This window comes from Corynebacterium suranareeae, from assembly GCF_002355155.1.
Taxonomy (GTDB): domain Bacteria; phylum Actinomycetota; class Actinomycetes; order Mycobacteriales; family Mycobacteriaceae; genus Corynebacterium; species Corynebacterium suranareeae.
In genome coordinates this window covers 3,445,134-3,465,610 of record NZ_AP017369.1, presented here as the reverse complement: position 1 = coordinate 3,465,610, position 20,477 = coordinate 3,445,134, and the positions used below count along the sequence as shown (strand labels likewise).

18 protein-coding genes are annotated in these 20,477 nt (G+C 52.6%); 3 read left to right on the top strand and 15 right to left on the bottom strand.

The genetic code is table 11. From position 1 onward, the window contains the following. The first annotated feature begins 16 nt into the window (after positions 1-16). Positions 17-355, top strand: coding sequence for an ArsR/SmtB family transcription factor (locus tag N24_RS15865; protein WP_096459330.1), 339 nt, complete (start codon positions 17-19; stop codon positions 353-355). Positions 356-409: 54 nt separating this feature from the next. Here N24_RS15865 and N24_RS15860 read toward each other — a convergent pair whose 3' ends face one another. Both N24_RS15860 and N24_RS15855 read right to left on the bottom strand, forming a co-directional pair. Further along, entirely contained in the window at positions 410-1,270 is an 861-nt protein-coding gene (locus N24_RS15860) for a DUF1684 domain-containing protein (protein ID WP_231911050.1), read from the bottom strand. A 507-nt stretch (positions 1,271-1,777) separates the two neighbouring features. Further along, positions 1,778-2,752 carry a bile acid:sodium symporter family protein gene (locus N24_RS15855; protein ID WP_096459324.1) on the bottom strand — a complete coding sequence of 325 codons (975 nt, stop codon included), beginning with the start codon at positions 2,750-2,752 and terminating at the stop codon, positions 1,778-1,780. Between the two features lie 176 nt (positions 2,753-2,928). Between N24_RS15855 and N24_RS15850 the strand changes: the two genes are divergently transcribed. Continuing rightward, positions 2,929-4,014 (top strand): NADH:flavin oxidoreductase/NADH oxidase, encoded by a 1,086-nt coding sequence (locus N24_RS15850; protein WP_408607598.1) that lies wholly within the window; start codon positions 2,929-2,931, stop codon positions 4,012-4,014. A 36-nt stretch (positions 4,015-4,050) separates the two neighbouring features. Here the strand turns inward: N24_RS15850 and N24_RS15845 are convergent, their stop codons facing one another. The 11 genes from N24_RS15845 to N24_RS15795 form a co-directional block, all read right to left on the bottom strand. After that, entirely contained in the window at positions 4,051-4,401 is a 351-nt protein-coding gene (locus tag N24_RS15845; RefSeq protein WP_167382209.1) for a Rieske (2Fe-2S) protein, read from the bottom strand. Positions 4,402-4,474: 73 nt separating this feature from the next. Next, a complete protein-coding gene (locus N24_RS15840; protein ID WP_096459315.1) occupies positions 4,475-6,061 on the bottom strand; it encodes an ABC transporter permease in 1,587 nt (528 codons plus the stop codon). Then, entirely contained in the window at positions 6,058-6,954 is an 897-nt protein-coding gene (locus tag N24_RS15835) for an ABC transporter ATP-binding protein (protein ID WP_096460349.1), read from the bottom strand. The genes N24_RS15840 and N24_RS15835 overlap by 4 nt, the downstream gene beginning before the upstream one ends. A gap of 157 nt (positions 6,955-7,111) precedes the next feature. Continuing rightward, positions 7,112-7,954, bottom strand: a complete 843-nt coding sequence (gene trpA, locus N24_RS15830; RefSeq protein ID WP_096459312.1) for a tryptophan synthase subunit alpha — start codon at positions 7,952-7,954, stop codon at positions 7,112-7,114. Further along, the gene (gene trpB / locus N24_RS15825) at positions 7,951-9,204 is read right to left on the bottom strand and encodes a tryptophan synthase subunit beta (RefSeq protein ID WP_096459309.1); all 1,254 of its coding nucleotides are present in this window, start codon (positions 9,202-9,204) and stop codon (positions 7,951-7,953) included. Before trpB ends, trpA begins: the two co-directional genes overlap by 4 nt. Positions 9,205-9,220: 16 nt before the next feature. Then, a complete protein-coding gene (gene trpCF, locus N24_RS15820; protein WP_096459306.1) occupies positions 9,221-10,645 on the bottom strand; it encodes a bifunctional indole-3-glycerol-phosphate synthase TrpC/phosphoribosylanthranilate isomerase TrpF in 1,425 nt (474 codons plus the stop codon). After that, positions 10,635-11,684, bottom strand: coding sequence for an anthranilate phosphoribosyltransferase (gene trpD / locus N24_RS15815; protein WP_096459303.1), 1,050 nt, complete (start codon positions 11,682-11,684; stop codon positions 10,635-10,637). The genes trpCF and trpD overlap by 11 nt, the downstream gene beginning before the upstream one ends. 17 nt (positions 11,685-11,701) lie before the next feature. Continuing rightward, positions 11,702-12,328 (bottom strand): anthranilate synthase component II, encoded by a 627-nt coding sequence (locus tag N24_RS15810; RefSeq protein ID WP_096459300.1) that lies wholly within the window; start codon positions 12,326-12,328, stop codon positions 11,702-11,704. Then, positions 12,325-13,881 (bottom strand): anthranilate synthase component 1, encoded by a 1,557-nt coding sequence (locus N24_RS15805; RefSeq protein ID WP_096460346.1) that lies wholly within the window; start codon positions 13,879-13,881, stop codon positions 12,325-12,327. Before N24_RS15805 ends, N24_RS15810 begins: the two co-directional genes overlap by 4 nt. 206 nt (positions 13,882-14,087) lie before the next feature. Continuing rightward, entirely contained in the window at positions 14,088-14,141 is a 54-nt protein-coding gene (gene trpL, locus N24_RS16475; protein ID WP_197702446.1) for a trp operon leader peptide, read from the bottom strand. 39 nt (positions 14,142-14,180) lie between these two features. After that, positions 14,181-14,705: an SdpI family protein gene (locus N24_RS15795; RefSeq protein ID WP_096459297.1), complete on the bottom strand. Its 525-nt coding sequence runs from the start codon at positions 14,703-14,705 to the stop codon at positions 14,181-14,183. A 295-nt stretch (positions 14,706-15,000) separates the two neighbouring features. Here N24_RS15795 and N24_RS15790 point away from each other — a divergent pair, with 295 nt between their 5' ends. Beyond that, on the top strand, positions 15,001-16,239 hold the full coding sequence (locus N24_RS15790) for a dicarboxylate/amino acid:cation symporter (RefSeq protein ID WP_096459293.1): 1,239 nt from the start codon (positions 15,001-15,003) through the stop codon (positions 16,237-16,239). Positions 16,240-16,412: 173 nt separating this feature from the next. On the opposite strand, the gene N24_RS15785 is transcribed toward N24_RS15790, so the two are convergent. After that, on the bottom strand, positions 16,413-18,548 hold the full coding sequence (locus N24_RS15785; RefSeq protein WP_096459290.1) for a LamG-like jellyroll fold domain-containing protein: 2,136 nt from the start codon (positions 18,546-18,548) through the stop codon (positions 16,413-16,415). 590 nt (positions 18,549-19,138) lie between these two features. Further along, positions 19,139-20,467, bottom strand: a complete 1,329-nt coding sequence (locus tag N24_RS15780) for a 3-hydroxybenzoate 6-hydroxylase (protein WP_096459287.1) — start codon at positions 20,465-20,467, stop codon at positions 19,139-19,141. Positions 20,468-20,477 lie beyond the last annotated feature (10 nt).

The window sequence follows — 20,477 nt, the reverse complement described above, 5'->3', positions numbered from 1 at the left end:
TCAATTGGAGGGTTTCATGGCCCGCAAATTGGAACATCCATCACTGGCCGAGATGAATCTGGACGCAGTTATGTCCGCATTATCGGACCCCATTAGACGTCAGATTCTGTCCCAACTGTCGTGTGGGCATGATGATCAATCATGTATCGCTTTCGAGCTCCCTGTTTCAAAATCCACCTCAACACACCATTTCCGTGTGCTCAGGGAAGCAGGGCTGATTACTCAGCGCTACGAGGGCACCTCAATTCTTAGCGCTCTGCGCAGTGAGGATATGGAAGAGCGCTTCCCCGGACTTTTATCATCAGTCATGCAGGCGGCATTGGCGGAGCGAAACGGGGCAAGCGTTTCTTCCTAACCGTGTATTGAAGGCGATTTAAGAGAGCCTTTCCGTGGGGCTTGGCTGGCTACTTTAAGCGCCTGCAACTACCCACTTCTCCCCTGCTTGAACAGACAAATTCAGATGATTGTTCAAGCTGGGTGACGGGCATAGAAATTTCTTATTTAATGCCTTTGGTGGCAAGTAGGCGCGGTTGAAATCAATAACCGTGTTGCCGTGAGTGTCGGGGCGGGGAATATCAACAAAACGGTGCTGATAAACCCCTAGTTGAGAAGAGTTATCGCTAAAAAGTGCCCGCAAATTATTACCCTGCACAGTTACTCGCAGGCGATAGTCTACGCGGTCTTTTAAAAAGTGAACCCACCCGGCTGTTGGGGTTGCAACAATAACGCCATCAGCAGCGGCGGAGTTTACAGTATCGGGTTCTGGAAAGAAGCGAGCATCAATTCGCCATTCGTCGGAAGGCGGAAATGTGGCTATGGAATGAAACTCGAAACGTTGTGGGTTTCGTGCATCAAAAATTTGGAGAGCGTACTGGCCTAGACGTTCAAAAACTGTAAGGGTGACATCACCGGCAACTAACAATTCGCCCGGATGTATTTGAACAGTGCCCGTTGTGGCGAAGGCTGGTGGTAAATGTGCTCCCACTACCCCGCCACCGCGTTGGTACCACTTTCCGGGGAGGGATGGAAAGGTATGTGCATCTTTTAATGAGGTGGCGCTAATCCACTCGGTGGCACTTAAGCTTGTGGCTCCTGTGCGACTAATGGCATCACGGTTTCTGGATAAATGCCATGCATGCCAATCTGTTAAATCAATGGCGGTTTGTGCGTTTAAAGTATCAATCATTTTTGTGCCGTCTTTCAAAGTAAAGATCAATGTTTCAAGCCAATCTAGACCATGCTGTCTATTAGGGGAAGGTGTTTTATTCATGCTGTTTGAAACACTTCAAAAATGGCCTGGAGGTCGGCTGAAGGTTGCAGGAAGCAGTAGGGCCAAGGCTGGATTGAGTTGTGGTTCAGGCAACCTAAAAACCGGCATATATAACCAAATCCATAGGGGTTCTAAAGATTCTTGGTCACCAGAGCAAATTTGTAAGCCCGGAAATTGGCATTTCCGACCAAAACTTCCTCTGCAATTAGCGTTCTTGGTCGCCAGGTGAAGTGGGGTGCAAAATGGAGAAAAAGACCCAGAAAAGATAACCCCTTCAGAATCGCCTCTGACGGCCTCGTAGAGCCCAAGTAGTACAAATACTGCCCCTGCAAAATGCAGTCGCTTAAACGGCCTGTGGAAGGTGAGAAGTTTAAAACCCGAGTTGGCTCACTTTTAAAAGATGAACCAAGTAGGGGCATAGAAAAAGTGGCTACCCACATGGGTAGCCACTCATGCTGCTTGATCGGCCTGGCGAAATCGGCCTAGAGGAATCAGCTAGAGAGAAAATTAGGCCTTTGCTTTTTGCTCCTGAGCGTCACGGCCGTAACGAGCCGCAAGCCACGCGCAAATCATCAGCTGTACCTGGTGGAAGATCATCAACGGCAGGATGAGCAGGCCAATGTTGGCTCCACCGAAGATCACCGCAGCCATGGGAAGTCCGGTGGCGAGGGATTTCTTGGTGCCACAGAACTGGATGGCAATGGAATCGCCTCGGTTAAATCCAAGTCGGGTGGACAAAAAGAGCGTGAACCATAGCATGGCAATGACGAGCAGAATGGCGAATATGACCAGGTAGACGATCTCCCAGACGCTGACTGTGGACCAAATACCAGCGACCATACCTGCGGAGAATGCCGAGTACACCACCATGGCAATTGATCCGCGGTCCACAATTTTGGTCGCTTTGTTTGCTGCAAAATTTTTCACCCAACGCCTACACACTTGACCAAGAATGAACGGTAGCAACAGCTGGATGGCGATATCAAGGAAGACTTTTGAATCCACGTGGACTCCCCCACCTGCGGACATAATAAGCATGATCAGCAGTGGGGTGAGGAAAACTCCGGCGAGGTTGGACAGTGAGGCTGACACGATTGCTCCGGCGATATTGCCCTTCGCAATTGATGTAAATGCCACGGAGGACTGCACGGTGGATGGAACGAGTGTGAGGAATAAAATTCCGCGATAAATATCTTCCGAAACAAAAGCTGTCATCGGTTCCAGTCCAATGCCGATCAATGGGAAAATTCCAAAAGTTATCGCCAAAATGGTGAGGTGAAGTCGCCAGTGTTTCAGGCCGTTTAAGGCTTCTTGGGTCGATAGTCGGGCACCGTAAAGGAAAAATAGCAATGCGATGGCAATCTTCACGGCGATATCAAACCATTCGGCGGCAACTCCGCGCACCGGAATGAAAATCGCCACCACGACGGCCAGCACAATGAGGACAATAAGTGGGTCTAAGCGTTTGAGGCGTTCAAGCATGAGTTTTAGTGTACGACGCTTCCGCACGCGCGTTGCTTTAACTCACCCCCAAAAGATTTTTGCTTTTCGACGCTCACCCCCACCCCCCACCTCCCACTCTTGACCCTGACGTAGTTTCGTCACAGTGTCGAATCTTTGTGCGCGGCAATATGGAGTTTTCAGCTAACCTCAACATCATGACTTCACTGCTCTCCTCGATCACTATCCGTGGCTTAGAGATTCCAAATAGAATGTGGCTTGCCCCGATGTGTCAGTATCAAGCAAATCAACTCGATGGGGTTCCGCTTGATTGGCATCTGGTCCATTATGGTGCACGTGCTGTGGGGGGCTTCGGCTTGCTGATTGCTGAATCCACAGGCATTAGCCCAGAGGGGCGAATCTCACCACGGTGCACCGGTCTCTGGAACGATGATCAGATCGCGGCGTGGAAGAAAATCACTAACTTTGTTCATGCGCAGGGTTCTTTGATGGGTGTGCAACTAAACCATGCGGGGCGCAAAGCAAGTACATATCCAGCACTGCCTGAATTCGCGCCAGGTACGCAATCAGAGAATGAAGGTGGATGGGAAGCTTTCGGCCCCAGTGCAATTGCTCAATCTGGTTTGGATACGCCAACCGAATTAACCCTAGACGGTATCTTGCGCATTATTGAAGACTTCGCCTCTGCCGCTAAGCGTGCTGTGCGTGCGGGCTTTGACGTGATTGAAATCCATGGAGCGCACGGCTACTTGTTGCATCAATTCCTCACACCTTTAGCCAACAAGCGGACTGATAACTACGGTGGCTCTTTTGAGAATCGAACCCGACTTTTTAAAGAGGTTGCTCAAGCGATCCGTGCAGTCATTCCCGACACCATGCCTCTTATTGCCCGGATTTCAGCAACCGATTGGATTGATGATGAACCGTCGTGGGATGCGGATCAAACTGTTCAGCTTGTGTCAGAACTCCAAGCACTTGGCGTAGATGCAGTAGATATTTCTACTGGAGGTGCAGTGCCAGCCAAGATTCCGGTGGGACCAAGCTACCAAGTTGAATTTGCTCGCCGAGTCAAACAAGAGGTGGGAATCCCAACGTCCACCGTTGGGTTGATCACCGAAGTGCAGCAAGCGCAGGATCATCTCGATCGTGGTGATGCGGATATTGTTTCACTCGGTAGAGCTGCGCTTCGCTACCCATCCTGGCCACTGCAGGCCGCGCATGAACTAGGTAAGAAACGAGATGAGATCCCCTACCCTCCTTCATATGCGCGGGGTGCGTGGTAAAAAAATGGTGATGTTTCACGTGAAACATCACCATTTTTAATGAGTGGCAGCGATGAGAGTATCGCCCTCCTGCTTCAAGTCTGTGGTTGTGAGTCCGGTTTGGGCTGGGCCGGACACTACAGAGCCATCGGCAATATTGAAGACAGATTTGTGATTCGTGCAGATGACTGTATCGCCCTCCACCTTGGTGATGCGCGAACCCTGGTGAGGACATGCTGAAGAATAGGCTACAAAGTTGCCTTCGGTTGGTTGCGCGATAATTACAGAACCTAAGATGACTGAGCTTCCTACTGGAACTTCAGTGGCTGCAATCTCCTTATCTGGTTCAGTGCCACAAGCTGCAAGAAATGCACCTGCAAATGTGGTTGCAGATCCTAAAAGAAACATACGTCGGCTACACGTGGGGGCTGATTGAGTCATAATGCCTAGTATCGTACGAAACTTGTGGATTAGCCAGTTACTAAAGTAGGTTCCTGCGCTGCACCCCAAGTAGGCCGAAACCAATCAACAAGAACCCCGAAACTGCAAACATAATCAACGGCCACACGGCTTCATCAGTATTACCCCACACGTGAGTAAGTGGAGAAAGTTTCATCTGCTGATCACTTAAGGAGAGCACTGGGCCAAGCAAGGTCACTGCTGATGCGATGATGATGGGAAGCCACGATAGGTAAATAAAACGCGGAAACCACCCTGCTAATGCGGTGGCGATACCGAGGAAAAATAAGGCATGGATGGCAATCGACAAGCTAGAAAGCAGGACCAAAGACAGGCCATTTTCTACCGTAGATGTTTGGATATTAAGGCCCAGTAAGGCTCCTGCGATGGCGAAAATGGTGCAGGAGGAAAGCGTCGAAAAGCATGCTTGAACCGCGCCCCCAAGGGGCGCCCAACGGCGGACTCCGGTGCTGCGGATCGCGTCGACTAGGCCGTGGCGTTCTTGGCCGATGAGGCTGATGATGGGCAGGATTGTTGCCACGCAGAGCAAAATTGAGACCATTTGGAAGATGTAAACGATGAAGGCGATTTGCAGTTCGCCTTGCGGCATGAGCGCTTCGACGGCCTGCATGGTGGCGGGATCGCCTTGGAGTGTGGGGAGGAGTGAGTCGATGAGCGGGAGGAAAATGAGCACAATGAGGCCGATGATGATTGACCACGGGATCATATTGCCACGGTGCAACACCATATTTAGTTGATAAAGGTCGCTGATCCGGCGTTGCCGAGGCTGCCTGGACTGCTTCAAATGCACCAGATTTTCATTGAATAGGCGCCTGGAATCCAGCACAAAAGCCAGCGCGATGAGGGCTACGCATATGAGAGCTAAGGCAGCAACCACTCCCCAACTGTCTTTGGTGAACGGCGCGATGAGCATTCGCCAACCTAGTGGAGAGATCCAATTGAGATGAGTTGCCCAGTTTAAAGATGCGGTGTCAGCAACCATTCGGATTAAAAATGCAGCGCCCACGCCGAGCAAACCGAGACGATTAAGATTGGTTTCTTTACCCCACAAGCTGTGCAGGATGCTGGTGATGGCCATTGTGGCAAGCATCGTCAGTGAGATTGTTACTCCGAAAGAGACACTGCCAGCGATTGTGATTTCCGTGGTGCTGACGTACCGGAACGCAAGAAGAATAGCGGTACACCCAGCGCCGTTAATCGCAGAAACGATTGCACCGGTAGCGATCGCGGCGGTGAAACTGTCGGTGCGTTGTCGGCCTGAGGCATAGACATATTCTGCGAGGCCGTTAGCCTCAGTTTTCCGGTGGAAAGAGGTGAACAGCAGCACCATCATTACTGAGGAGAGAACGCTAAGCCATGCTCCTGTTTCCCATGCTGTAAGTTGCCCGATCGTTCCAGGTGACGGCAAATGCCCATACATAGCTTGGGTGCCCACATTGTTTTGCACAGTTGCCACCACTGGGCCGCGACTATCTAAATCGGGATAAGTTGCCACATAGGACGGCGGAGTGATCAACAAGAAAAGCCAAATGCCAAGTAGCCACCACATGATGAACATGCGCTTCAAGCGAAGATTTAGCCGAATCATTGCACTACCCCACGTTCAGCATCGCCGTAGTGGCGCAAGAAGATTTCCTCTAAAGAGGCGGTGTTGCTCGTGATGTCTTGCCCGCCTGCATCAATGATGATGCGCAAAATGTCCGGCACAGCTAAAGCATCGCACGTGATGCTGAGATGACCTGCATCAAAGTCCACCTCTCCCCTGCCCATGAGTTCACGGGGAACCTCTGGCACAGTGGCGGTAATGCGGTGGGCTGAGATTTTCCTCAAATAGCTCACCTCATTGGATGCCACCGACCTACCTTCTTTAAGTACTGTGACGTAATCACACAGCTGCTCAACCTCGCTCAAAATATGGCTACTGAGCAAAACTGAGGCGCCATCGTTTCGAGCTCTTCGTACATGATTGAGGAATACGTGCTCCATGATGGGATCTAAACCTGCGGTGGGCTCATCTAAAATGAGAAGCTCTGGCTCGTGGCTAAGTGCTGCGATGAGACTGACTTTCCGCCTATTGCCAGTCGAATACTCACGAACTTTCTTTGAAGTATCGAGCTGGAAATCTGCGATCAATTCGCGTTCCAGACTAGGGTTGGCAGGAGTCTTGCGTAGGGACTCTAAAGCTCTCAGAACTTCTAATCCCGTGAGATTGCTCCACAAAGTGGCATCCCCGGGCACGTATCCAACCCGCCGAAGCACCTCTGGGTGTGACACCGGATCGTGCCCCAGTGTGGACACTGATCCAGATTTTGGTTTGAGTACCCCAATGAGTGCCCTGATTGTTGTTGATTTTCCTGCACCATTGGGTCCGAGGAATCCATGGATACTTTCTTGATCAACGGTGAGGCTAAGGCCGTCAACAGCTTTGAACGACCCAAAACTCAAGCTTAGATTGTGAACCTGAACTGCTGGAGTGTTCATATCTTTCATTCAACCCCACCGGGGAGCAAAAAGCAGTAGATGTTTCACGTGAAACATCTACTGCATGATGTGAACATAAAAACCACTTCCACACTTGTGGTGGAAGTGGTTTAACTGCATCAGCCAATGTTTCACGTGAAACATTGGCGCGTTGGGGCTAGACCTTCTTAGTCGCCGCCTTCATTGCAGAGATAAACTCGGCCAGTTCCTTCTTTAGTCCGTCCATGTCGCGGATGGTGGAAGGATTTGGGTGTTCGCCTTCGCAGTGGGAGGCAATAATCTTGGTGATAGCAGAGCCAGTAATCGCTCCCGAAGCGCCGGCCGCAATCGCATCAGCCACGTGCTGTGGAGATGAAATACCAAAACCTAACAGGATGGGAGCTCCACCAAACTTCTTGATGTTATCCACCACCGTCGATAGTCCTGTGGTGGAAGATTCGCGCTCGGTGCCGGTAACACCGTCGCGGGAGATCGCGTAAATGTACCCCTTGGATGCGGCGGAGACACCCTCGAGTGTCTTCTCGCTGGCGTTGGCCGGAGCGATGTAAATGGGATCAATTCCGGCTGCTGCAGCTGCTGCAGAAAACGGTGCGCCTTCGCGGACTGGGACGTCTGGCAGGAGGATGGAGTCTGCGCCAGCTTCAGCGAACTCTTGGTAGAAGCGATCCAAGCCACGAGTGAAAGGAACGTTGCCGTAGATGAGCATTCCGATGGGAACTTCTGGGTATGCTGCGCGCACACGTCGAATCTGCTCGAGTGCACTGTCTACAGTGGCTCCGCCATCAAGGGCGCGGAGGTGAGATTCTGCAACGGTTGGGCCGTCGGCAACCGGATCGGAAAAAGGTACACCCAGCTCCAAAGCATCGGCTCCGGCTTCAATTGCTGTGGAAATGATCTGGAAAGCAGCTTCAGGGTCAGGGTCGCTCAGCATGATGAAGGGGACGAAGGCGCCCTCCCCTGCCCTATCGAGGCGGTTGAAAAGATCTTCGTAGCGGCTCATCGGTTGTCCTTCAGGATCAGATCTGGGTTTTCTTCTAGAGTGCGGCGAACGTGGTCAACGTCCTTGTCACCACGACCAGATAGGGAGACGAGGATGGTGAGGTTCTTGCCATCTTCTTCGGCAGTCTTAGCGCGCTTGAGTGCATAGGCAAATGCGTGTGAGGACTCTAGTGCTGGGATGATGCCTTCGTAACGTGCAAGGTATTGGAACGCTTGAAGGGCTTCAGCATCGGTGATGCCCACGTAGGTTGCTCGGCCCGTGGCGTGCAGGTGTGCGTGCTGTGGGCCAACACCTGGGTAATCAAGACCTGCGGAGATGGAGTAGGATTCCTCGACTTGGCCATCTGAGTTGCGCATCAGGTAGGAACGAGTGCCGTGCAAAATGCCGACTTGTCCGTTGGTGATGGTTGCGCCGTGCTTGCCGGAATCAAGGCCTTCACCGGCAGGTTCAGCACCTACGAGTTCTACGCCTTCATCATCAATGAAATCCGCGAACATACCGATGGCGTTGGAGCCACCACCCACGCAGGCCACCACGACATCGGGAAGTTTGCCGGTGCGCTCCAGCATTTGGGCCTTGGCTTCTTCGGAGATGACCTTGTGGAATTCACGCACGATGGTTGGGAAAGGGTGTGGGCCAGCGGCAGTGCCAAGGAGGTAGTGGGATTCGTGGAAGGTTGCGGTCCAATCGCGCAGAGCTTCATTCACGGCGTCTTTCAGGGTGCCGGAACCGGATTCCACAGGGATAACCTTGGCGCCGTGTAGCTGCATGCGGTACACATTGGGTTGTTGGCGGGCAACGTCTTTGGCACCCATGTACACAACGCATTCAAGTCCCATGAGGGCGCAGGCTAGTGCGGTTGCAGTGCCGTGCTGGCCCGCGCCGGTTTCCGCGATGATGCGGGTTTTGCCCATGCGTTTTGCAAGCAGTACTTGGCCAATAACCTGGTTGGTTTTGTGCGCACCGCCGTGAACTAGGTCTTCTCGCTTGAGGAAGATCCGCGCAAAGCCTTTACCTTCGCCAGCAAGTGGCAGATTGGAGCACTCGGTGAGTGGGGTTGGTCGGCCGAGGTAATCGCGCAGGTAAGCGCCGAGCTCTTCGCGGAACTCTGGGCTGTTAGTGGCATCGACGAATGCTTTTTCTAGCTGGTCTAGTGCAGGAAGCAGGGATTCTGCGACGAATTGTCCGCCGAATTCACCAAAATATGCAGGCAGCAGCGTAGAGCCACCCAGGGGTTTGTTATCAGTCATGATCCTATTTAAACCTTTAGTAGTGGAAGGTGGAGATTGTGTTGAAGATTTTCAGCAGTGCACCGGAATCTTTCGCCCCAGCCCAGGTGCCTGCTCCTGCGGGATATTCCACGCCGGAGTTGATGTCCAAACCGGCGCACCCTACGGCCAGTGCTTGCGTGGCATTGTCTGGGGAGATGCCGCCAGCCAGGAGGGATTTTGCCTTCACGGCCGCGGGCACGGTTGCCCAGTCGAACACTTCCCCGCTGCCACCGTCGTGGGCATCAAGAATTAGCTTATCGACGTCGCCCTCCACCGCGAGTGCCACTTCAGCCCCCAAGGGGCTGGACATGGAGATCGCGCGCCAAACTTCAACCTCAGGTCCGACCTCGGCGCGCACAGCTGCGATCAGTGCCTTTTCTGCTTCCACGCTGCCCTGCAGTGGGGCGTGGATTTGTACGGCGGAGATGCCGTCGACAAGCAATTCTTGGTAGCCGGAGGTGCGACGACTGACTGCGACGTAGCGCAGGTTGGGCTCTGCGGCGATGATTTTTTGCGATGTTTCACGTGAAACATTGCGCGGTGAGGCCTCTTCGAAGATGAGTCCGCCGTATACGGCGCCGGCTGCGCGTGCGGTTTGCGCTGCGGTTGGTGAGGTTAGTCCGCAGACCTTATTGGGGCCGTAGACCAATTCGCGAGCAGCAAGATCGACATTTGGCTGGCTGGTTAGCTGCGAGCCGACGAGGAAAGCATTGGAGTGTCCACCCAGCTGGCGTACGGTCTCAGCGTCGCGGACACCGGATTCAGATACCAGCACAGCATCGGCAGGGATCAATTTGGATAGTCGGTGTGAACGATCCAGGTCAATGGACAAATCATGCAGATTTCGGTGGTTGACTCCGAAGATGTTTGCACCCAACTTGATGGCACGGGCTACTTCTTCCTCATCAATAACCTCGGTGAGGATATCGAGGTTAAAACGCGCCGCCTCAGCTGCAAGTGCTGCATATTCTTCATCATCAAGCACAGACAGCATGAGCAAAACAGCATCTGCACCGAAGTAGCGCGCTGCATGGATCTGGACTGGATCAATGATGAAGTCCTTGCACAGCACAGGCACATGCGTGGTTGCTGCAACCGTAGCGAGGTGATCATAATCGCCACCGAAACGATCCGGCTCGCACAGCACTGAAATGCCACTTGCATAACGGGAGTACACGCGCGCGATTTCACCTGGCTGGTAATGCTCACGAATCATGCCCAAAGACGGGGATGCGGACTTGCACTCCATGATAAAGCGCGCCCCTCCCCTGCCTTGGTTGAGGGAATCATATAAAGACCTAGTGGACTTAGGCAGAGCATCAACATCAACATGAGCAATGCGCGCGCGGATTTCATCAAGATGTCCGCGGCGCCCCTCAACGATGCCTTCCAACACCGTGGGCAAATTATTACTTGTCATTGGAAGACTCCTTTTCTGAGTAATCGATTTCTTCGTGCTTAGCCAACCATGCTTGAGTGGTGCCATCGGCAAGCAACCCAAGTGCTTTTTCCGCACCTTCCTTTAGGGAATCGACATCACCGTTGAGGTAGAACATCGCACCAGCAGACGCTGCCAGCGCATCACGGTGGGCATCAGGGCCGGTACCGGCGAAAGTAGCGCGCATGGCTGCAGCGTTCTCAGTGCCATTGCCACCCCTTAGATCTTCCAGTTCATAGCGGCCCAATCCCAGATCCTCAGGCTCAATGGTGTAATGCTTGATCTCACCGTTTTCATCGAGCTCCCACACCAACGTGGTGCCGTGAACTGCGATTTCATCAGTACCGGCACCGTGTACAACTAGTGCACGCTTGCGCCCCAGCTCGCGGAAGACCTCCGCAATAACCTGGCCGTCCTTAGCATTTGCCACACCCATGATCTGGCGTTCTGGGTGCGCAGGAGACAGCAGTGGCCCAAGGGTGTTGAAAATGGTGGGGAACTTCAGCGCCTGGCGCACTGGCTGCACATGCGCAATCGCAGGGTTGTAGGCAGGGGCAAACAAGAAGGTGAAGTTAGCGGCTTCCAACCACTTAGCTGCACGATCCACGTCAAGCCCCAGTGGAATATTCAATGCCTCCAGCACATCGGCAGAACCGGATTTAGAGCTCACCGAACGGTTACCGTGTTTGACCAGCTTCACTCCACCCGAAGCAGCGATCAACGAAGCGCCAGTGGTGATGTTGATGGTGTTCGCACCATCTCCACCAGTACCAGCAGAATCAAGCAAACCTGCACCAGTCACAGGGAAAGGGCGTCCAGCAGCAAGGAATGCCTTTGCAGCGCCAGCGATATCCGCGAATTGCTCACCACGGGTACGAATCGTGGCTAAAAGTGCTGCGATATGCACATCATCATATTCACCCACGGTCAGCGGGGTGAATACCTCAATGGCCTGCTCAAGGGTTGGGTTAGGGTTGTCGAGGTAATCGTTTAAGACTTTAAGAGTTGCTGGAGTAGTCATGAATCAATTCCTTTTCTTTAGTTAGCGAGGAGCTGCTCAACACAGCGCGACAAAATGATAGGCCCAGTTGGACTCAGCACGGACTCGGGGTGAAACTGCAGGCCAAGAGCCAAGCCATCGGTGGTTTGAGCTGCCATGATCACATCACCGATCTCAGAAGCACAGGTGCCCAGGGACTCGATGCCCTCTGGGGCAACTACGCAGCCAAGAGAGTGATAGCGGCCAATCGGCACCTTACGGCCTGGAATCTCTGGGTGATCAGGTTCAACATCTGTAGCAAGACCTGCAAAAACAGGGCTTTGGACACCGGCATCAGTAAGGATCATATTATCGGTGGTGCCGTGCACTGGCCCGCAGGGCTCGACCTTGCCGCCGTGATATTCAATGAGTGCTTGGTATCCAAGGCAAATGCCCAACAACGGGATCTGTCCGAGCGTGCGCTCGATCAGCGCCATCATGTTGCCTGCATCTGCAGGATAACCTGGGCCTGGTGACAAGCAAATCAGATCAGGATTAGCAGCCAAAATGGTCTCTACCGGCACCGTATTGCGGAATACCGTGCACTTATAACCAGCAACGGCGAACGCGTCGACCAGGTTATATACAAAAGAATCGCGATTATCGATCAATACAACGTGTGTCATCGGACAACCTCCAAAGTGGAACCGGCAGCCAGCGCCAGTGCATTCAATACGGCATACGCCTTGTGCAACGTTTCGTCGGCTTCCGACTGGGGATTTGAATCACGCACCACACCAGCACCAGCCTGCACAGCAGCCACACCGTCCTGAACAAAAGCCGAACGAATAACAATGCAGTTATCCATATCGCCATTGCCGCGCAGATAGCCTACTGCCCCGCCATAAGAACCACGCCTACGCTTTTCGACGCCGCGCAGCAGCTCCATAGCACGCAACTTCGGAGCGCCGGTCAACGTGCCCATATTCATACACGCACGATAAGCATCTAAAGCATCAAGCTCAGGATCCAGCGTTGCCGTCGCGCGTGAGACCAAATGCATGACGCGAGAATAACGATCCACCTGCAAAAGATCAGCAACCCGGCGCGACGCTGGAACAGAAACACGAGCTAAATCATTGCGGGCAAGATCCACAAGCATGGTGTGCTCCGCGATTTCTTTAGCATCAGTGCGCATATCTAGTTCATTGCGGATATCCAACTCATCGTTGATGGTTCCATCAGGATTAAGCCCACGGGGACGAGTGCCCGCAATCGGGTACAACTGCAGCTCACGGTTAGAAGCGGTGAACTTCAAGTTGGACTCAGGTGAAGCACCGAAAAGTTCATAGGAACGTCCCTGATCAAGGCCACGGATATAGAACATGTACGGCGAAGGGTTGGTTGCGCGCAATTGCAGATATGCCGCAAAGGCATCAGGGCATGGTGCCGTAAACGTACGCGCCGGGACAACCTGGTAGATATCGCCGTTGTAAATATTTTGCTTAAGCTCATTGACTTGGGTGCGAAACTCCGCGTCAGGGATATCCGCCACCACGCGCAAGGTATCGCCTTCATGAGGGGTGATTTGGTAGGCGTGTTCGGTTGCGGGGAGGGCGGCGTCGATAAGCGATGCCAGCTTATTAAGCTCGGCCTCAAGCTCGCCTGGGGCGGTGGATACGCCGATGAGCTGGGCGGTTTGGTCTTGGTGATTGATGTCGAGGACGATTTCGGCCAGCACGAACTGGTAATCGGGGTAAGTATTAACGCTGGAGTCGACTGCCGGCAGGGCTTCGAAAGTTTCTAAGAAATCGAACGCGAAACCACCCATGAGCAAAGGCAATGATGCATCGTCGTAACCGGACTCAAACTGCAGCTTGCGCAACACCTCAATCGTGCTAGGGGCGGTGAGGCGCTCGCGCTCATCAACTGCATCGGAGGCGGGGAAGCTAAAAGTGTTTTCAGCAGTGTTGTACTGGGCAAGCTGCTGCGTGAGGCGCGCAACCACTTCCCTACCCGAATCCGTCAAAGGCTCAGTGACAACCTTATTGCCGGTGCACGTAATACGCACCGAGCTCTTCAACACCGCGAGGGAAGAAATACCATTTTTGGTGGTGATATCAGCGCTTTCGAGCAACGCTGCATCATCTGCCGTTGTGCCACCCAAATGGGCAAACAACGCAGAAGCATCCTCGTGATAGCGGACGTCTAAAGAAATAACGTGCGGAGTAGCGCTCATGGGGCACCTACCGGGAAGAACATTGTGGGCTTAAGCCTTTCTGGGAAAATCAAATAATTACTCGTTTTTATTGGCTGCGAGCTTCATTCGATCCAGGGCTTGCCGGTTGTGGTTTAACAACCACAAAAGGCCCGCTTCTTCGTCGAACGAAGTACGAGCCTTAAAAAATTCATCAAAGTGAAAACAACTTGAGGTGTCAGGCTCGCTTAGCTAGCGCGCCACCACCACTGGGTGCTTTGACTGAGACAAGGGTTATTCACAAAATGGGACTTTATCACATGGTGGAATACTTGTCTCAATTATTGATCATTTTGGGGGTCCTGCTTTGTTTGCGCTGCTCTACGCACCGCATCCAAATCAATCTTGGGAGCATTCTGCGGAGTCTTATTCAAAATCGGTGAAGTAATAGTCACACCACCGGCCTCTTCGATCTCAGCGGACACTGGTGCTTCAGGAGTTTCGGGGTTTTCGCGACTGCGCTTGGCATCAACCATCGCAACAGTGTGTGCAGCCATGCCCGCACCCATTCCAATGAAAACAATGCCAGCGACAACACCCAAAGCCACGACCAGCCACATCCAACCAGACGCAACAAAAGCAACTAGCGAGGCAATAACAAAGGAAACTCCAGACAGCACCCACAACGGGCCAGCAACGCGGTGCGCCATATCCCACATCTCCTGAGATTTACGCACCTCAGGGACACGAATGCCAACAACCGGGTTGCCAGGGAGCTTAGCCGCCCACCCCAAAGCACCGACCACGATGAGAAGGACTGCAAAAATGCCAAACAGGCTGCCAAGAATAATTCCGATCACCGTCATAACAACAACTCTATCCCCACCCGCATTCCAGGGAGTAATCCGAAACTGCAGGAATAAGGGGTTAAAGGTATGATGCTTTGCTTCCAACAACTAGGTTTGACCGAAAACCTGCAGTAATCTGACACTCGTCGCAGTTGGTTGGTGGAGTTTTTAAGGCTCCAGGCAGGTTTTTATAATCTTCGAAGGTATTGGCCTGCTACTTCCAAGCCGCACACAAAATTCCATCACGCGCTGTCTTGCGTTTTCTAGACGGCTCCTGATTAGAAACATAGGAACAACCATGGATATAAAGAGTATGAGCTCGTCGCTGCTGTTCCGAGTGATCATTGCGATCATCCTCGGAATCATCTGCAGCCTCTTCTTCCCGGTGTGGCTCGCTGAGATCTTCACCACCTTCAACGGCCTATTTGGCAACTTCCTGGGCTTTTTCATCCCAGTGCTGATTTTCGCACTCATTGCACCTGCAATCGCAGGTCTTGGTCGAGGCGCCGGCAAATGGCTGGGCATCGTTGCAGCCATCGCATATGCATCAACCATTTTCTCTGGCCTCATTGCCTATGGCGCGTCCCAAGCCCTCTACCCTTGGATGCTCAAAGATCACCAGGCGGTTTCCGAGATTGACCTCGACGCCGATGCCTTGCAGCCATACTTCAACATCGAAATGCCACCACCATTCGACGTGATGACCGCTTTGTTGTTGGCATTCTGCCTAGGACTGGGCATGGCTGTCGTGAAATCAGACACCCTCTTCAAGGTCACCCGCGAGCTTGAACGAGTAGTCATGAAAACCATCACTGCTTTTGTCATTCCACTGCTGCCAGTCTTCATCTTCGGCATCTTCCTAGGCATGGGCATGAACGGCGGTCTCATGGAAATCATGTCCGCTTTCGGAAAGGTACTGATTCTGGCAGTTGTCGGAACCTTAGTATTCCTGGCAATCCAGTTCATCATCGCAGGTGTCGTAGCTAAGAAGAACCCATGGAAGTTGTTTAAGAACATGCTTCCTGCCTACTTCACTGCGCTAGGTACTTCCTCATCAGCAGCAACCATTCCGGTGACCTACCAGCAGACCTTGAAAAACGATGTCGACGTAAACGTTGCGGGCTTCGTCGTTCCACTGTGCGCCACGATCCACCTAGCTGGCTCGATGATGAAGATCAGCCTCTTCGCTTTCGCTGTGGTCTTTATGTATGACATGGAAGTAAATGCAGGTCTTGCTATCGGCTTCCTCCTCATGCTGGGTATTACCATGATTGCAGCACCAGGCGTTCCAGGCGGTGCGATCATGGCCGCAACAGGCATGCTGTCTTCCATGCTTGGATTCGACACCGAGCAGGTTGCCCTTATGATCGCTGCTTACATCGCTATCGACTCCTTCGGCACTGCTGCCAACGTCACCGGCGACGGCGCCATTGCTGTCATCGTGAACAAATACGCAAAGGGTAAGCTTCACACCACTTCCCCAGAAGACATCGAAGAAGACGATCGCGTTGCCTTTGATATCACCCCATCGGATGTGGATCACCGCAAATAAAATTCCGCTAGTTATGATCGCACCGGCTTATGTGGCTGGTGCGATTTTTTATCTGGGGGGTTAAGGGATTGGATTCTCGAATTCGGTATTAAGAGGCCAGCTTGGGTAAGCACATTTTGTCTCTTATCCCAAGCTTCATAATGCTTTGGCAGTTTTAACCTAAATCTCGTTATCTAAAAGTTCAGACCGAAACTGCGCAGCTGATCTTTAAGCTGGTTGATCACTGGATGGTTCAAAGTAAACAGAGCGATGGCGCCACCGATTATTCCTGTGATGGCAGCAAACACTCCAAGGAAACCACCGGTGGAAGATCCAGCGGTAGAACCTGAAGGCTCTGCAGGGATACCGTGATCTGCAGCGCGGGCAGTTAGCCATTGGTCTTGGTCGATGGCGCCGTGAACGATGCGAGTCTCTCCAACCTGGCCGAACCATGGGTTTGCTGGATCTGCCTCCCACATGTTTGCTCCGATTAGCCACGCTTCGCCAGCGGTAGCAAGGCCTTCTGCACCAATGACATCACGCAAAATTGGTGCGCCGTTGACGAACATTTCTACGGTGTCAGTGTCTGGATTATTGACGATAGCAACGTGTAACCATTCGCCCTTTGGCACTTCATGAGACCAGTTTGAAGTACCGGTAGTGGTGCCTTCGGTGGCGACAGTGGTCCACTGAAGTTCGCGAAGAGAAGAGACTGCAAGTGCAGCTGGTGGTTCTTCACCTTCTGGCATGTTTTCTGCGATTACACCGCGCTCGCCCTGCCTAGAGATCGCACCCATCCAATGGTTATCACCGTCGAAAGCGTCATCGATCTTGATGAAGGTCTCAAAGGTGTAGCCGTCTTCAAAGTCTTCAGAGTTGATCGCGGCATCAGCAGCGGTCTCAAACCAATTCAATCGCTGGCTGTTTCCTGCAGGATCAACCCACTTCAACGAGCCGGTATCAGAGGAGAGCTCGTGGGTGTCTCCTGCTACATAGGTGATGTCTGTTGCTTGAGAGCCTTCTGCTCCGCGAATGTTTAGTTCAGCGCGGACCATGTCGTCACCATTGGCAATGTCAGGAATAACCGCGCCGGGAGCAACAGCTTGACCATCTTGAGCTTGCATTCCGTCGATGGTGGTTGAACCTGGGCGCCAGTGCACCGCGGTGTTTGCAACCTGTGGGAAATCGTCGTTATTGACAGGTAGATCACCGGCTTCAATGGTTGGTGGGATATAGCCTGCGGAGACGATCTCGCGTGCCTTCACAGCATAATCTGGATCGTTTTCATCACCAATCGTCCACTCTGGGGCAAAACCGTCAAAGCGCTCGGCGAAGTCCATATCGACACTCCAGGAATCCCCGGAGCCTTCTGGAATCAAATGGTCGAATTGATTCAAGGAATCAGCAGGTTTGGCTGCTACCCACGGGGAAAGCGCCGTCATATCCAGGGAGCTTCCAGAAAGATCAAATTGGATTAAGCCAAGGATGCCGTTGCCACCTTGGTAGGCCATTTGGTTGTCTTGGAGGACATTGACAACGTCGTGTCCGGCCTCGTTGCGGTCGATTCGGTAGCCCGCGCCGTGGTGGTGTCCGCTGATTGTAAGGAAAATCTGGTCATTTTTTGAAATGAAACTGTCCCAAAGACCCTGGCCGTAGCTGTCAGAGAGGAAGATGTCGCCGTTTGCATCGATGTTAGAGATCTCGTGACTGGTGAGGATGACAGGGAGCGTTGGGTGTGCATCAATGACACTTTGCGCCCATGCGAGTGCTGCATTATCAGCACGCCATGCCAAAGCTAAAACGAGGTACTGCTGCCCTTCTGCATTAAAGATATGGAACTCGGATTCATTGTTTGCTTCACCGTAACGCTCACCGAAGGTATCGTTTCCAGCAGCACGTTCTGCGGAGAAGTACTCCGTGAAACGAGTTGGAGTTCCATTAGAGGTGATGTCGTGATTGCCTGGAAGGATTGAGTAGTTCATCCCTCCTTCTTCGAGGATCTGCATCGAACGATCAGCGACTTCCCACTCCTGAATGACTGGGGACTGATCAACCACATCACCCAAATGTGTAGTGAATGGAATATTTAACTCTTCTTGGTTATCTACCAACCATTGGGTTTGGGTAGCAAAAGGTTCAGATCCATAGCGCTGTTCATACAGGTTCCCGGTATCTGGAGTTGAATATCGGGAGTAGAACTGGGTGTCAGGCAGCACACCGAGGGTGAAGCGGGAACCTAGATCTGTGTCTTGGGCATGGGCGACGGATACAGCGGAACCGAAGGCCAAGGCTGCAATAAGTACAGCAGAGGTATAGCGACGGGAAGTCATGAGGACCTTTCACTTTTAAAATGTCAAAAAACATTTCCCATGTAGAAGGAAATGCATTGCCTTAAAGGTAAGATCATTAAGTGAACGAATGATGGACTGAATATAAATATTGTCAGTACTGCAGTAATATATTCAGAAAACATTTATATTTATTTATGCGAATGGCAAAGCTAGCTTTCATAGTGTTGCTTAGCCCCCAAGCAGAGACACCTTGGATTTCTCGGCCACCATCCACAGCGGGTTGTTTAAGCGATCGGACTTATTTGTGTCAGCTTTTGCACCTTAATTCACCTGCTGACCAAGGGGCCTCTGGAAAAAGAAATCTTGGTCAAATATGACGTTGTCTGGCTCTGTAAATTTGCTCTGGCGACCAAAAGTCCCGAATCGTTTTTTAGTTTTGGTCGAGTACGCCGGTGTATGGAGGGTGTTACACCCAGATACTTAAGAACTAGCACCGAAAGCCTGAAACTGGAAAGTATCCGGCTATAGAGCTGCAGTTCAGAAAATCGATGAACAGTTATGAAAGTCATGCGCACAACAAAACTCCCCGCACATTGAAGTCAATGTGCGGGGAGTTTTCTTAAGATGATTTAGTTTTGCTCGAGCAGAGCGTAACGCCATTCCTTCAAAGCTTCCGGCATTTCGCCCAGCTCAGGGTTAGCGATGTGGGCGCGCTTGGAAGCGTCGTAGCCCCACAGCCAGTCTGCGTAAACAAACCAGCCGCTGCGGTCAGCCTGGCGGAAAACTTCATTGCGGATCAGGCGTGCGGTGCCTTCCACGTGCCAGAGTTCACCCCAGAAACGGCCAACGGTTTGGATGCGGCTGCAGCGAGGTCGGCGTTCTGCTTCCACCTCGGCCAGAACTTCTTCCCAATCCAGGTTTCCAGCACGCGCAGCATCAGCCGCAAACAGTGCCACTGCCTCGGCGTCCTCCATGGCCATGACTGCGCCTGAGGCGAGGTACTGGAGTGGTGGGTGGGCGGCGTCGCCAAGCAGCAACATGCGGCCGATGCGCCAGTTTTCTAAAGGCTCGCGGTCTGACATCTGCCACCAGTTGTTGCGCCACAAAGTGCCCAAACGATCCTGGATGAACTGATCGCAGTGGCTGTAAGCCTGATCGAGTTCTTCTGGGTTGCCCCAGTCTTCTGGGATCTCGCCGGTTGCACGGCCTTCGAGGTAACGCTGGGATTCGAAAACAGCGACCTGGTTGAGTAATTCACCGCCACGAAGTGGGTACTGGATGAAGTGAACGTGAGGTCCGATGTAGCCGATGACGGACTTGAGGTCCTTCATTTCTTCATCTTCAGCCAGCTTGGAGGTGCCTCGGTATGCGACGTAGGAGGAGGCGACGGGGGCGTCGTCGGCAAGCTTCTTACGCATGACGGAGTGGATGCCGTCGAAGGCGAGGAAGGCGTCGGCAAGCAAAGTCTTTCTATCTTCGCCCTCGTTGATGGAGGATTCGATATCGACCTCGATGCCGCCTTCGACCGTGCGGGAGTCGGTGACGAGGATGCCGTTGTGGAGCTTTGCGCCTGCCTCGATGGCGTTGGTGACCAGAATGTTAAGCAGATCAGAGCGGTGAATCACCAGGTAACGTCCACCGTAGTGCTGTTGGAATTCCTCATCGAAACGCATGGTCAAGATGGTTTCACGGTTGATTGCATCGCGGAACTGCATGTCCTCTGGGAGGTATCCTGCAGCAACGATTTGATCGAGCAGACCCCAGGACTCCAGCATGCGCCAGCCGTGTGGACCGATCTGGAGGCCAGCGCCGACCTCCTTGAACTCAGGTGCGCGCTCATAAAGAGTGACATCTGCGCCACGCAATGCAAGAGCTAAAGCACCAGCTGCACCACCGATTCCGCCACCGGAAATGATGATTTTTTGGCCTTTAAGTTCGTCAGAATGTGGAAGAGACATGGGTGAGTTT